General features: G+C 58.6%; 11 protein-coding genes. 8 read left to right on the top strand and 3 right to left on the bottom strand.

The window, feature by feature from the left end; all coding sequences use genetic code 11:
- Window positions 1-359: 359 nt before the first annotated feature.
- A complete protein-coding gene (locus ASE69_RS09005) occupies window positions 360-998 on the bottom strand; it encodes a hypothetical protein (protein ID WP_056485387.1) in 639 nt (212 codons plus the stop codon).
- 332 nt (window positions 999-1,330) lie between these two features.
- Between ASE69_RS09005 and ASE69_RS09000 the strand changes: the two genes are divergently transcribed.
- Together ASE69_RS09000 and ASE69_RS22000 are read left to right on the top strand one after the other, a co-directional pair.
- A complete protein-coding gene (locus ASE69_RS09000; protein ID WP_082453010.1) occupies window positions 1,331-1,912 on the top strand; it encodes an RrF2 family transcriptional regulator in 582 nt (193 codons plus the stop codon).
- Window positions 1,900-2,073, top strand: coding sequence for a hypothetical protein (locus ASE69_RS22000; RefSeq protein ID WP_156362256.1), 174 nt, complete (start codon window positions 1,900-1,902; stop codon window positions 2,071-2,073). The genes ASE69_RS09000 and ASE69_RS22000 overlap by 13 nt, the downstream gene beginning before the upstream one ends.
- A gap of 159 nt (window positions 2,074-2,232) precedes the next feature.
- Here ASE69_RS22000 and ASE69_RS08995 read toward each other — a convergent pair whose 3' ends face one another.
- The gene (locus tag ASE69_RS08995) at window positions 2,233-2,838 is read right to left on the bottom strand and encodes an FMN-dependent NADH-azoreductase (RefSeq protein ID WP_056485385.1); all 606 of its coding nucleotides are present in this window, start codon (window positions 2,836-2,838) and stop codon (window positions 2,233-2,235) included.
- A gap of 89 nt (window positions 2,839-2,927) precedes the next feature.
- Between ASE69_RS08995 and ASE69_RS08990 the strand changes: the two genes are divergently transcribed.
- Window positions 2,928-3,305: a winged helix-turn-helix transcriptional regulator gene (locus tag ASE69_RS08990; protein WP_056485383.1), complete on the top strand. Its 378-nt coding sequence runs from the start codon at window positions 2,928-2,930 to the stop codon at window positions 3,303-3,305.
- Between the two features lie 200 nt (window positions 3,306-3,505).
- Window positions 3,506-4,111, top strand: a complete 606-nt coding sequence (locus tag ASE69_RS08985) for a plasmid pRiA4b ORF-3 family protein (RefSeq protein WP_056485381.1) — start codon at window positions 3,506-3,508, stop codon at window positions 4,109-4,111.
- A 629-nt stretch (window positions 4,112-4,740) separates the two neighbouring features.
- Here the strand turns inward: ASE69_RS08985 and ASE69_RS08980 are convergent.
- Entirely contained in the window at window positions 4,741-5,679 is a 939-nt protein-coding gene (locus ASE69_RS08980; RefSeq protein ID WP_056485379.1) for a LysR family transcriptional regulator, read from the bottom strand.
- Between the two features lie 112 nt (window positions 5,680-5,791).
- On the opposite strand from ASE69_RS08980, the gene ASE69_RS08975 reads away from it, so the two are divergent.
- The 4 genes from ASE69_RS08975 (at window position 5,792) to ASE69_RS08960 (ending at window position 13,713) form a co-directional block, all read left to right on the top strand.
- Window positions 5,792-7,975 (top strand): alpha-amylase family protein, encoded by a 2,184-nt coding sequence (locus tag ASE69_RS08975; RefSeq protein WP_056485377.1) that lies wholly within the window; start codon window positions 5,792-5,794, stop codon window positions 7,973-7,975.
- A gap of 69 nt (window positions 7,976-8,044) precedes the next feature.
- On the top strand, window positions 8,045-11,020 hold the full coding sequence (locus ASE69_RS08970; RefSeq protein ID WP_056485375.1) for a TonB-dependent receptor domain-containing protein: 2,976 nt from the start codon (window positions 8,045-8,047) through the stop codon (window positions 11,018-11,020).
- Between the two features lie 41 nt (window positions 11,021-11,061).
- Complete coding sequence (locus ASE69_RS08965; RefSeq protein WP_056485391.1) at window positions 11,062-12,222, top strand: iron-containing alcohol dehydrogenase; 1,161 nt, start codon at window positions 11,062-11,064, stop codon at window positions 12,220-12,222.
- A gap of 93 nt (window positions 12,223-12,315) precedes the next feature.
- Window positions 12,316-13,713 (top strand): GntP family permease, encoded by a 1,398-nt coding sequence (locus ASE69_RS08960; RefSeq protein ID WP_056485373.1) that lies wholly within the window; start codon window positions 12,316-12,318, stop codon window positions 13,711-13,713.
- Window positions 13,714-13,781 lie beyond the last annotated feature (68 nt).

Raw genomic sequence — 13,781 nt, 5'->3', positions numbered from 1 at the left:
CGACCCGACACCCGCCCGACAATCTCGATACGACCACTCATACGACCGGTCGTATGACTACTCGCTACATCTGCAGCTGGTTCGATAGTCTCGTCCGACATCACGGCCCCGTTCAAAGAGCTGCCATCAACCCGTTGAACGCTCCGCCTACAAGGCGGCCCTCAGACCGCGCTTACAATTGGGCGATGGGGTTCGTAGGCCTATCCGACGCGAATGCCGCTCGTTTCGCAAATGTCGCAACAGCAAGCGACTTCGATCCGTCTCGGCTCAGCGGCGACAGGTTGCATTCGGTTCTTCGTGAGCTCGCAGTTGAAGAAGAGAATACGGTAGTTTAGTTGCCCACGAATATTCCTTGGTCGTTACGCCTCTCCGACCGCAAGCGCTTCAGGTGCTAATGTCGCCGCGAACAAGCGTTCCAGCCTCAAAATACCATCCTGGCTAAGCTGAATATACCCCGAAGCATCGTCAATGACCTCCAGCAATCCACGCTGCGTCAGTGCCTTTACCCAACGGTCCATGGACTGGGCGGGAAGGCTTATGAGTTTGGCAACCTGGGATGCCGTGACCACTCGACCTTCTGCTTCTGCCAAATACATATGCAATAGGATCAGTCCGACATGATCACTAAACAGGTCCTTTCCAAGCTCTATTATGCGTGCATCATAAATATGCTTGACCCGCAACGCGGCTTTCCAAAGCTTTGACGGCGACGATTCTTGCTGTCCCTCGATCCAAGACAGTGTCGCTATCAAGCGCCCCTCATTACCGAACTTTGACACCAGCAGATCCGCTTTGATCACGCTCCCATCCGGACGTACATATCCCTTGCGTATGTGCGTTGGCGAGGCCTTATTAATTAAACCTACAAGCATCTCACTACTCTTTAACAGATCGTCAGGTGCAGTAATGACTTTGTACGACAATCCAACGAGCTGATCTGGTCGCCGTCGAACTAGCTGACAAAATCCCTCGTCAAAGTCCAAAATGATACCTGTCATACTAGATACACAATGAGCGACGGGCATTTAGCGCCTTCCAAATGAATATGCTGTGGTTCTGCCGCCCTTACGCAAGCTCGACTTGGCTCGATCAGTTCGTATATCTCTGTTAGCCGCGGACACAGACTCCTTCTAGCACATTTTAAAAATCATCCATAATGCACAGCAATTCTGTGATTTGGAGCGGTGACGATCGGGCGCGTCCATCACCCTAGCGCTTCGCGCTGAGGCGTGCGCGAAGCACCAGACGACTTTTCGAGGCGCGGCAAATTGAACGGTTGTCGTGAGCTAGCAAGCGGCTATAACTGCCACCGACGTAGTCGGAGTTTCAATTGAGCCATATAAGTACGGCGGTTGAGTATGCGCTTCATACCCTCCTTTTCATCATAGACTTGCCGGAAGAGGCAGCGGCGCCAAGCTCGAGGGATCTGGCTATCCTGCGCGCGCTGCCGGTGAAGTTCATGGCAGGCGTTATGACCAAGCTAAACAAAGCGGGGATTATCGTTGCAACCGAAGGCATGCGTGGCGGCATTCGCCTTGCCCGCCCGGCGGAAGACATATCGTTTTACGACGTGGTGGTCGCAGTCGATGGTCAAAAGGCACTTTTCGACTGCCGCAACGTCAGACATGCCTGTCCCCTGTACGGTCAAACGCCCCCTGCTTGGGCGACCTCAGGCGTATGCGGGATTCACGCCGTGATGATGGAAGCCGACGCGCGAATGAAGGATGTTCTGAAAGCGAGAACACTTCGTGACATGGCTGATCAGGCCGCCAAACGAGTTCCTAGCGAGTTTCGAGCAGAGACCCGAATGTGGTTAGAAAACCAGGCTCAAACGCGAAGGCAAAGATCGCATATGCCGCAAGACATTTTGAAATCCGCTAAAGTGCCGGAGATACAAGAATGCCAGAAGTAAAAGTACGTTTGCAACAGCTTGTTTTGATAGAGCAAGCCGCTCAGCAAGCTATGGATATTGCTGATCGATGCAATGAGCCTATTATCGGTATTAGAGCAGACGAATGCCTTCAGACGGTCCGTGAGCGCATTGCTGAAATATCAAAGCAAGGTCGACTTTAGAGGGCGTTCACGCACTGGCAAACATCGAGTGACCCAATACCGATCGTTCGGACTGAACCCACCGCGTTCCAAACTCGACCGTTCTGTCAAGTCTACTCCAAGTTCTAATTAGGTGGCCAGCCGCGGCTTGATCTCCGGCTGACCTCCCTACCGACCTGTTCAGGCGGCGATCGCTTCAATTCTGTGAGCGGCGTTCGCCATCGCCGCTTGATCCTGCTCCGGTCCGTACGCGATGCCTTCCGCTCGGATCACCTCGACGTCCAGGATGCCAAGAAAGTTAAAGATAGCCTCGAGGTAAGTCGACAGATGATCGTACGCGGCGAACGGTCCTTCAGAATAAATTCCGCCCGATGAGAGGACGAGATAGACCTTGCCGCTCAGCAAGCCGCGTGGCCCCTCGGTCGTGTAGCTGAAAGTTTGCCCCGCGATCGCTACATGGTCGACCCACGCCTTTAACGTCGAGGGCACCGTAAAGTTGTACATCGGCGAGCCGACCACCACGACGTCCGCCGCCTTGAGCTCGTCAACCAGCCCCTTTGATCGGCTCATCGTTTCGGCCAGCTTGGTGTCGCCGGTGTTCTCGGCCGTCCAGGCATGCCGGATCGTCATGTCCACGTGGGGAAGCTGGTTGGCGACGAGATCGCGGTACACGATTGTTGCGCCGGGATTGGCGGTTTTGAGCCGCTCGACGAGTTCACTGGAAAGGCGGCGTGTATGCGAAACAGCGCTGTCGCTCGCGCTTGAATCAATGTGCAGGATATTCATAGGGTAGCTCCGGTCTGGAAAAGTGACCTGGACCAGCTATGTGACCTCAAGCGCCCCGCCAAGAAGGCATTTTCGCAGGACCTAGTCACATGGAGCTGACCACCCCCGAACCAATTCACGTCGAATGCAAACGGTTCAGCAGTGTTCTCAGCCTGATTGGCGACAAGTGGACCGTAATGATCGTGCTTACGCTCACTGAACGGCCGCGCCGTTTTAACGACATTAAGCGCACCATTGGCGGCATTAGCCAACAGATGCTCGCCCGCACGCTGCGTGCGCTCGAACGCGATGGCATGGTGGCCCGCACCGTCCACCCAACCGTGCCGCCTCAGGTGGAGTACGCCCTCACCGCCCTTGGCCGATCATTAGCCGATCCGATCCGCGAACTCGGATACTGGGCCGGCACGAACATTGCGGAAATCGAGAGCAACCGGTTGGCGTTCGACGAGGCGAGAGGCAGCCAGTAGCCCGCCTGAAACTGCAAGGGCCAAGTCTTTGCATTGCTACTACCCGCCAGACGACCCATTACCCGCCGTTCCGATGCCGTTCGGCGCTACCCAACTCGTACCTCTCATTCAGACGCTACGCGACGCGATTCCCGTTCAGCCGCTTCACCAATAACAGACGGCCTCTTGGCAACGAGCGCTCTGACATCCAAAACTGCGACATGACGCAAGAGACCATCGCGCGACTGCGCATCAGCCTCAACGACATCGAGCCCGCGATCTGGCGCGTAGTCGAGATGCCGGTCACTGGAAGCCTCAAGATGCTCCACGACGTGATACAGGCCGCCATGGGGTGGCAGGATTATCATCTCTGGCACTTCGAGGCGGGTGACCGCCGCTACGGCATGCCGGACCCAAAATGGCCGGACCACAACATCGCCGCAGCCCGGAACGTAAAGCTTGGCGCGCTGATCGATCGCGAGGTACGCCAGCTTACTTATACCTACGACATGGGCGACTACTGGCGGCACACCGTCGTTGTCGAGGAGGTCGGACTAGGTGAGCATGAGACCAAATATCCGCGCTTCGTTGCCGGCGAACAACGCTGCCCGCCCGAGGATGTCGGCGGCCACCCTGGCTTCGAGCTCTTTCTCGCGGCCATGAGTGATCCGGCTCACGAGGAACATCGACAGCTACGCCAATGGCACGGTGGCACCTTCGACGTGCACGACATTGACGAGCTCACTGCGAAGCGTGCCGTCGCAGCGATTGCGATCCGCCGACATGCCGGCAAGGTAGCCTACGAAAAAAGCCGCGTCCGCCACTGACGGGCGGTGGCCACATCGAGCTGATGGCGCAACCGGCAGCAGTCGCGTCCCCCTGTCGTTCACGATACCGTGGATCGGCATGAACCCGACGCTTAACCTCCGCGTTGACTATCAAAGTTGAAAAGGATCTGTGATGAAAGTCGTAAGGTTGCCCGTGGGCAAACAATCACCGGTCGATGCCGACTGTATCCGGATCGAACAATCCGCTGATAAGATATTTAACTTAACTGGGTCCGCGCTGTGCGTTGGCGCAGATGACGGAGAGTCAGTGTCAATCGTTGGCGGACCAAGATTCGATAGTGCTAAGAAGGCTGAAGCAGCGGGTCTAGCTTGGGCCGCTAACTTCGGCGTTGAGCATTTGATTGTTATCACCGCAACCTTAGAGCACCCTTTAGAGCTAATAGAGATCGATAAGCCCCTCTGAGGCTCGGGCTAGCAGCAACGACCCACAAGTAGACGCTCAGAGCTACTTGTGGGTCTCCCAAAACCAGCCGTTCGTTCAGGTTTTGGCTAGCGGCGCTGATCTTCCCTGTATAGGTAAGCACCGCTGATGTACGAGCTCGATCAGGAAGACGTCCCGACCAATGGTAGGCTAATATATGATCAGAGGTATACGTACAAAGTAACTGTTATCGTGGCATGCCTGTCGCAATATCCTGAGTATATATGCCCTGACCAATGAAGTCTTCCTGAGCAGCATTGACCTCGCTTTCAAGAAATTTTACCAGTAAGTTTCCACGAGCGGTTTGCATAATTTCTAGATTCGCAACGATCCAGTAAGACCGTCGCAATGAGAACAAATCAGGACGAATTCGGTTCAATTCGGGCGCCGAAGCTGCAACAAAGCTTGGTAGAATACATAAACCATAGCCCTGCCGTACGAATTCAAGCTGCGCGTGAATACTGCTGCTTTGCAATTTTGGTCGCACCCGCGCACCAATTTTATCGAGGTAATTCAAATCTCGAACAAAAACCAAATCATCAATGTAGCCAGCAAACGGGTGATCTCCGTAATCCGCTTGCGTTACGATCGGTGCGCAGCGCGAAAGATACTCACTCGATCCATAGACATAGAGATCATAGTCCGTCAGCCGCGATATGTGGAATCGCCCAGTTACTGGAGGCTGAAGCGTAATTGCGATGTCTGCTTCTCGCCGTGACAAGGCAACTAATTGCTGTAGCGTGATGAGGTCGATCGATAGGTCGGGATGCGCGGTACCAAATGCTGCCAGCCGCTCCGCCAAGAAGAAGTTCCCGATGCCCTCCAGCGCGCTGATCCGTAACCCGCCGGATATGGTCGTGCGGCCCTGACCCATCTCCGCGCTGGCGCGGGTTGCTTCCTCTTCCATTGTCTTGGCCGATATCAGAAGCCGCTCGCCTGTTACCGTCAAGCTGTACCCCCGCAAGTTGCGTTGAAACAGCTTTGCGTTCAGCGCCCGCTCCAAGCCTTCGAGGCGACGGATAACGGTAGCATGATCGACCGACAGCGACCGCGCCGCCGCCGATACGCTGCCACCTCGCGAGATCGCCAGCAAGAAGCGTAGATCATCCCAATTAAATCGCTGCATCGGCGCCCCTTCGGTGTTTGCGCACCATATAGCTGCAAAACTTTTGGCTTCCGTGTCGGAATAGACCCCCTATGGTATCGATAACAAGCGAAACCGCTGGAAGAGGGTAAACATGGAATTGGATCGCCGCGAATTTGCGGGGCTGTCGGCTGTTGCCGCCGGGATCGCAGCCGCTTCAGCCGTTCCTGGCATGGCGGCTGACGCTGCAGGACCCTGGCATCGCCGCGTCAAGCGCGTATTCCATATTAACTTCAACGAACTCGATCCCGTTGCGATGGACGTCACGGCGTATGCGGATCTTCTGGCCGCTGCAAAAGCGCAGGTGACCTTCCTTAGCGTGACCGGTTCGGTGTCCTTCTATCCCTCTGCCGTACCCGACTTCTATCCGGCCGCCGGACTGAATGGCCGCGATCTGTTCGGCGAATGCGTGACCGCACTTCGCAAGCGGGACATCCGCGTGGTCGGGCGATTCAGCCCAGACATCGTCCAGTTACGTGCCGCCGAACGCCACCCCGACTGGTTCCGTCGCGACAAGGCCGGCGCTATCGCCCGTGAAGGCGCCGGCGGTGGCGTCCTGCCCCCGACCTACGGTGAAACCTGCCAGTTCACCGCATATTACGACAAGCAGATCCCGGCGATCATGCGGGAACTCATTGCGCGGTATGATGTCGATGGGCTCTACACCAATGGCTGGCCAAACACCCATATCCGCAAATGCTGGTGCCAGGCCTGCCGCAGCATCGTCGACGCAGACAGCCCAGCCTATGTGCCCGCGTACCAGAAGCGCGCCATCGAGTTGTGGAACCTCTACACCGGTATCGCCAAGAAGGGCCGAGCGGACCGCTTCTATACCGGCAATCTGGGTGGCGGCCTTCGCGGCGGCGAACTCGACCTCACCGCAATGACGACCACCGCCGAGGTATTCCTGGCCGACAACCAGAACCGTGGCGCCGGCCTGCCCGTATGGGACGACGCGCAGCAGGGCCGCATCGCGCGCGACATCATGGGCGATCGCCCGGTCTTCAACCTGACCAGCGCCTGGGCCCGCGGCAATACCAGTTGGTGGCGCAACGGCACCGCCAACGCCGCCGAAACCCGTACGCGCATGGCGCAGACGCTCGCGACGGGCGGGGCGATCCACTATCACTGGCTTGGCGCGCAACAGGGGTTTAACGAAGACCGCCGCTGGCAAGCGATCGGTCGCGACTATCTGGCATGGCAGGCGGCGAACGATCCGCATTTCCACACGGTCCGTTCGCTGCACCGGATTGCGCTCGTCACTTCGCCGCTTACCAACCGCCTTTACCCGAAGCCGGCGGGGAGTGACGCTTCCGACAGCATCCAGGGCATGTACGCGATCCTGCTCGAGGCGCGCATCCCGTTCGACCTGTTGACCGCGGAGAACCTGACCCGCGCAAAGCTCAAGCAATATTCCACGGTGCTGCTACCCAACGTAGCAATCCTGACGGATGCGCAATTAGGATTGATCAGCAGCTTCGTCGCTGACGGTGGATCGCTGATGACCAGTTTCGAGACGGGGCTTTACGACGTACAGGGCAAGATGCGCGCCGACTTCGCACTCGGCGGGCTGTTCGGGATGCGGCGCACGGGGACGCGAGACGACAGTCATCGTCCCCTGCCCGGCAACGAAACGCCCTATCCGGCAACATTCGCCCATCTGCAGCGCATCGAGCGGCCGCATCCGATCACGGAAGAGTTCAAGGATACCAACTGGATCCTAGGCCCGAACTGGTCGATCCCCGTCACGGCGCAAGGCGAGCCCGCGCTGACGCTGATCGATCCCTATCCGATCTATCCGACCGAACAGACCTACAGCCGCGCGCCCGCGACGAAGAAGCCCGCTCTGGTGCTGCGGGAAAAGGGTGGGTCGCGTCTCGCACACCTGACGGGCGACAACGAGGGGACATATTGGCGGACCGGTGGCGACGATCTCGCACGGCTCGTGGCCAACACCGTTCGATGGGTCGCAAACGGTGATGTCGGGCCATCGGTGGAAGGCGACGGCCTGATCGAGACGTTCACGTGGCAAACAGAACCGGGATATGCAGTCCACCTGCTGAACTACACCAATCCCAACGCGTACGCGAATACGTTCCGGAAGGAATACGCGATCGGGCCGCAGGAAGTCCACGTGACCTTGCCCGATGGCAAGCCGATCCGGCAGGCGAAGTTGTTACGTGCCGGCACCGCGCTCACCTTCACGCAGACGGGTCGAGACCTGCGTTTCATCGTGCCGCGCGTTGTCGAATACGAAGTTGCTGCGTTCGAGACCTGAACAATGCGCCGGGGTGAAACCACGACGCCTAATTAATCAAGAAGAGTCAAAAAAAACAGGAGAGGTTTTATGAACAGGGTTTCCCTGCTTGGGGTAAGTGCGCTTGCCATCGCGACAGTTCTGGGGTCGGCCAGTGCCTTCGCGCAGACCACACCTGCCGGTGTACAGCCGACGCCAGCGGACGGTATCGCGGCAACGACCACCGATGCCGCCGCAAACAGTCGCGCGGATGGTCCGTCGCAGGATGCCAGTGGCGCCGTGCAAAACGTCGATGCCGATCCCGCCAGTACCGACCAGCCGGCATCCACGAGCGACATCGTCGTCACCGGATCTCGTCTGACGCGCGGCTTCACCACCCCGACTCCCGTTACGGCCGTCAGCGCCGCGCAACTCTCCGCCACCGCACCGAACAACATTGCCGAAGCGATCAGCAACCTCCCTGCCTTTGCAAACTCGGCCAATGCCAACCGTACCACGGGCGGCTCGCCGGCTGGTACCGCAGGCCAAAGCATCCTGAATCTTCGTAGCCTCGGCACGCAGCGCAACCTCATCCTGCTCGATGGTCAGCGGGTAATCGCATCAAACGCAGCGGGCGGCGTCGACATCAATCGCTTGCCGCAGTCGCTGGTACGTAGCGTGGAAGTCGTGACGGGCGGTGCGTCTGCTGCTTACGGATCAGATGCCGTCTCGGGCGTCGTCAACTTCATCCTCGACACGCGTTTCACCGGCGTAAAGGCGCAAGTACAGCAGGGCATCTCGACGTATGGCGACACCCCTTCCACGCTCGCCAGCGCGACCTGGGGCGGCGCATTTGCTGATAACAAGTTGCACGTCGTCCTGAATGCGGAAATCTTCCACCAAGACGCAGTCAACTGGGTCACGCGTGGCGGACGCCCGTGGGAGCAGGTACCCGGCGGTCTCGTGGGCAATCCCGTTGCCGGCGCCCGCCCGCTCCGCTTCATCGCCCCCAACGTGCAGATCGCGAACGGCGCGAATGGTGGCCTCATCACCAACACCATTCTGCGCGGTACGCAGTTCGCCGCGGACGGTACGCCGTTTCAGCACGACTATGGCACGATTTCGAACGGCAGCTTCCAAAGCGGAGGCAATGGTGATTATCCGCGCCAGCCGATTAATCCTAAGCAGGACCGCTACAACTTCTACGGTCATGTCGAGTACGACGTTTCCCCGAACATGACGGTTGCGGCTGAAGGCTTATACGGCGTATCGCGCAACAAGATCGTACAATATCCAAACTACATGTTTGGACAATACGCGTATACTATATTCAGCGGTAATCCGTATATTCCGACAGCCATCCAGTCCACAATGACGAACAACCGCCTCTCGTCATTCACGCTGGGCAAAAACATGTCGAACACCGACTTTGAGACCGAGAAGTCGCGGCAGGAACTCCAGCGTTATCATCTTTCGGCCAAGGGCGATTTTGGTAACAACTTCCATTACGAAGTTCACGGAATTCACTCGCGTTCCGAACAATATGAAAACGTCTACAACATGCCAAACTTGCGGAACGCTTATGCTGCAGCTGATGCCGTTCGCAACCCGCAGACCGGGCAGATCGTCTGCCGCTCGCAATACTATAATGCGGCGGGCGCTTTTGTCCCCGGCGGGACCGGGCTCGATGTCGGGTGTGTGCCTACCAACCTGTTCGGCGGCGGGATCGGCCTCGCGTCAGGACCGATCACACAGGAAGCGCAGGACTTCATCTATGGCGCATCGATCAAGCGGCTCGTACTGAAACAGGATGTCGTCGACGCGTCGCTGCGTGGTCAGTTGCCGGACGGTCTGGCCCTACAGGGCGGCCCGATCGCCTTTGCGCTTGGCGGCACGTACCGCAAAGAATCGGGATCGCAGACCTCGGACGCGGTTTCACAGTCGCGCGTCGACTGCACCGGCGTGCGCGGTTGCCCCGCAAGCCTGATCGGCCGACAGGGTGGCTACCTGACTTTCGACCCCCAGCCCTTCGACGGTTCCTTCTCCGTCAAGGAAGGATTCCTCGAAGTCGGCGTGCCGGTCTTCAAGGATCTGCCTTTCGCACAGTCGCTCGACCTGAACGCATCGGGACGCGTCGCGGACTACAGCCTGTCGGGCACGGTCTGGAGCTGGAAGGCCGGTGCCACCTATCGTCCGATCCGCGATATCTTGCTGCGCATTACCCGGTCGCGCGACACGCGGGCACCCAATTTGCTCGAACTGTTCAATCCGTCGGCGATAACGTCCGGGACGATCGTCTATCAGGGCGTTTCCGTTCCGCAGACCACCTTTACGCAAGGCAATCAGTCGCTGAAGCCGGAAAAGGCCGATACGCTGACCGCCGGTTTCGTGCTCAGCCCGACCTTCTTCCGCGGCTTCAACCTGTCGGTCGATGCGTACCGGATCAAGATCGATAGCGCCATCGACCTGCTCGGCACCGGCGGCATCGTGAACCAGTGCGCGCTCGGCGTGCAGAGCGCCTGTGGTCTCATCACCACCCAGCCTGCTGGCGGCGGCATTGTTCTTGCGAACCCGTATCTCAACCTGTCGAACATCGAAACGCGCGGCATCGATATCGAAGCGCAATATGGCACCAACCTGGGCAACGGCCGACTAACGCTACGCGCGCTCGCCAACTACACCGATCGCTATCGCAGCCAGTTCCCCAATTCCCCCATTGTCGATGGGCTGTCTGCTACCGCCGGTCGCGTGCCATGGCGCGTCAATTTCCTCGGCACCTACAGTCAGGACGGCTTTTCGGCGACCGTTTCCGAACGCTTCATCAGCACCGGGAAATATGATGCGACCTATATCGAAGGCGTCGACATCAACGACAACAGCACGCCATCGCGCGCATATACTGACGTAACGCTAGAGCAGAAGATCGGCGAGGCCGGCAATTTGTCGCTGTTCGCGCAGGCGACCAACTTGTTCAACAAGGCACCACCGCTAGTCCCGATCCAGACCACGCTCCAGCAATATACCTACGCGGCGCTGTACGACGTCATTGGCCGGTACGTCACCGTGGGTGCCCGGTTTAAATTCTAGACTTGCCGCCCCTGTCTTCTCCCAGACCTATGGAGTGCTCGATGGTTGCCACCATTGCCCTGCCCCGTTTGATGCGCGTTGGTGAACGTGCCTTCGAGCAACTACCTTTGCTGTTGCGCGAACTCGGCCTGTCGAAGCCCTTGATCGTGACGGACGCGTACCTCAACGGTACCGGTCGGATCGCACAAGCGGTCGAGATGCTTGCCTTGTCGGGCATCAACGCCGGCATATTCGCCGACACAGTGCCGGATCCGACCGTGGATTCGGTCATGGCCGGTGTGCGCAGCCTTTCCAACGGCGAGTATGACTGTGTTGTTGGAATTGGCGGGGGGAGCCCGATCGACACGGCCAAGGCGATTGCCGTGATAGGGCGGCACGGCGGCGTACCCGCGGACTACAAGGTTCCGCATGTGCAGGACGTTCCGGGACTGCCCATCATCGCCGTGCCTACGACCGCCGGTTCGGGGTCAGAGGCAACCCGCTTCACCGTTATCACTGACGGTAGCACAGACGAGAAGATGCTTTGCGCCGGCATCGCCTATCTGCCGATCGCGGCGGTGATCGATTACGAATTGACGCTGACCAAACCCCGACGATTGACGGCGGACACCGGCATAGACTCGCTGACCCATGCGATCGAAGCCTATGTCTCTCAGCGGGCGAACCCTTTGTCCGACCGCATCGCACTCGCGGCGATGGAACTGATCGCCCCCAATCTGCGGCGCGTTTTTGACGACGGGAACGACCGTGAAGCACGCGAGGCGATGATGCTCGGGGCCACGCTGGCAGGCATGGCCTTTTCCAATGCATCGGTCGCGCTCGTCCACGGAATGAGTCGGCCGATCGGTGCGCACTTCCATGTGCCTCACGGGCTGTCGAATGCCATGCTGCTGCCAGCGGTCACGACCTGGTCGAGTCAAGGCGCCATCCCGCGTTATGCGCGCTGTGCGCGCGCCATGGGTGTCGCAACCGACGACGAGGGCGATCAGGCCAGTGTAGCGCGCCTCCTCAAAGAACTGACGTCGATAAACCGGGATCTACAGGTGCCGACCCCGGCGGCCTGGGGTATTTCCGCCGAACGCTGGGACGCGCTGGTTCCGGTCATGACACGGCAGGCGATCGCGTCGGGATCACCTGCAAACAATCCCCGCGTGCCGACCGCCGAAGATATCGCTATTATCTATCAACAGATTTTCGCCTGACGCGAACCAGCATGGTCGCTTTCGTAAAGCGGAGCCCTTCCTTCCTATTCTGATAGGTAAAACCTATAAAGCTCGACCTGCAAAGGGATATTGATGGACCTGTTTATATGTCTTGGAGCGCTCGGCACGCTGATATTTTTGGCCTATCGAGGCTACAGCGTCATTCTGATCGCGCCGCTCGTGGCAATGGCGGCGGTCCTGTTGACTCAGCCATCAGGGGTCGCGCCCGCCTTTAGCGGCTTGTTCATGGAAAAGGCCGCCAGCTTCATCAAGAACTACTTTCCAGTATTTTTGCTGGGCTCGGTGTTTGGGAAGCTAATCGAAGTTTCCGGCGCGGCGCGTGCGATCGTCGTCGTAATCACGCGCGCATTCGGGCCCAGGCACGCTATCCTGGCCATTACTCTGGTTGGCATGATCCTGACCTATGGCGGCGTCTCGATTTACGTGGTGGTCTTCGCCGTCTATCCCTTTGCCGCCGAGATGTTCCGCACGGCGGACATACCCAAACGGCTCATCCCCGCGACGATCGCCTTCTCCGCCCTGACCGTGACGATGGATGCCCTGCCCGGCACGCCGCAGATCCAGAACATCATCCCGACTACGTTTTTCAGGACCACCGCCTACGCCGCGCCGGCGCTCGGCATCATCGCCTCGATCTTCTCGTTCGCGCTGTGTTACGCGTATCTGGAATGGCAGCGTCGAAAAGCGGCCGCTGCGGGTGAAGGCTATGGCAGCGGCCATATAAACGAACCCGAGATATCGGAGGATGCCAAGCCGATGCCGCTCGCGTTCGCCTTGCTTCCGCTCATCATGGTGGGCGTAGGCAACCGCGTGGCCTTGAGCGTCATCGAAAGTTTCTACGGTGAGACGGCAACGGCGATCCTCAGTTCGCGGATGGCCGTCGCACCGTTGACGCAAGAGGTGAAGGCCAATGCAGCACTTTGGGCTGTCGAAGTCGCATTGCTGCTGGGGATCGTGGCGACCTTGATTATCGCCTGGAGTACCTTGAAGCCCCGGTTGGCCGCGCTAACGCAGGTCGCGGTTTCGGGGTCATTGCTCGCAGGCATGAATACCGCATCGGAGTACGGCTTCGGTGCGATCATTGCAGCCCTGCCGGGGTTTCACATCATCGCCGATGCACTCGGCAAGATCGGCAACCCGCTCCTCAATCTTGCACTAACCACCAATATATTGTCGGGCATGACGGGATCAGCCTCCGGTGGCCTGAGCCTGACGCTCGGCGCCTTTTCGGACCGTTTCATTCAACTTGCCGCTGATCACAACATCCCCCTCGAAGTGATGCACCGCATCGCATCACTTGCCTCGGGCGGCATGGATACGCTCCCACACAACGGTGCTATCGTCACACTGCTCGCCGTCTGTGGGATGACACATCGTCAATCGTACAAGCAGATATTCGGACTCACCTTGCTCAAAACACTGACTGCGTTTTTCACGATCGGTGTGTACTATGCGACTGGACTGGTCTGATAGGTTAGCATTCCGATGCGCCACGTTTTCAAAGGTATTCCGCCTCGGCAACCGCTCCCAGCATCCCC

This window comes from Sphingomonas sp. Leaf208 (genome assembly GCF_001421415.1).
Classification (GTDB): Bacteria; Pseudomonadota; Alphaproteobacteria; order Sphingomonadales; family Sphingomonadaceae; genus Sphingomonas.
The sequence above is the reverse complement of the archived record's forward strand: the minus strand, read 5'-3'. Positions and strand labels throughout refer to the sequence as shown.

Bases quoted from the DNA above. Each gene is read 5' to 3' on its own strand.
- ASE69_RS08980 (WP_056485379.1), bottom strand. From the start codon at position 5,679: ATGCAGCGATTTAATTGGGATGATCTACGCTTCTTGCTGGCGATCTCG.
- ASE69_RS08995 (WP_056485385.1), bottom strand. From the start codon at position 2,838: ATGAATATCCTGCACATTGATTCAAGCGCGAGCGACAGCGCTGTTTCG.
- ASE69_RS08990 (WP_056485383.1), top strand. From the start codon at position 2,928: ATGGAGCTGACCACCCCCGAACCAATTCACGTCGAATGCAAACGGTTC.
- ASE69_RS08960 (WP_056485373.1), top strand. From the start codon at position 12,316: ATGGACCTGTTTATATGTCTTGGAGCGCTCGGCACGCTGATATTTTTG.
- ASE69_RS08970 (WP_056485375.1), top strand. From the start codon at position 8,045: ATGAACAGGGTTTCCCTGCTTGGGGTAAGTGCGCTTGCCATCGCGACA.
- ASE69_RS08965 (WP_056485391.1), top strand. From the start codon at position 11,062: ATGGTTGCCACCATTGCCCTGCCCCGTTTGATGCGCGTTGGTGAACGT.
- ASE69_RS08985 (WP_056485381.1), top strand. From the start codon at position 3,506: ATGACGCAAGAGACCATCGCGCGACTGCGCATCAGCCTCAACGACATC.
- ASE69_RS22000 (WP_156362256.1), top strand. From the start codon at position 1,900: ATGCCAGAAGTAAAAGTACGTTTGCAACAGCTTGTTTTGATAGAGCAA.
- ASE69_RS09005 (WP_056485387.1), bottom strand. From the start codon at position 998: ATGACAGGTATCATTTTGGACTTTGACGAGGGATTTTGTCAGCTAGTT.
- ASE69_RS08975 (WP_056485377.1), top strand. From the start codon at position 5,792: ATGGAATTGGATCGCCGCGAATTTGCGGGGCTGTCGGCTGTTGCCGCC.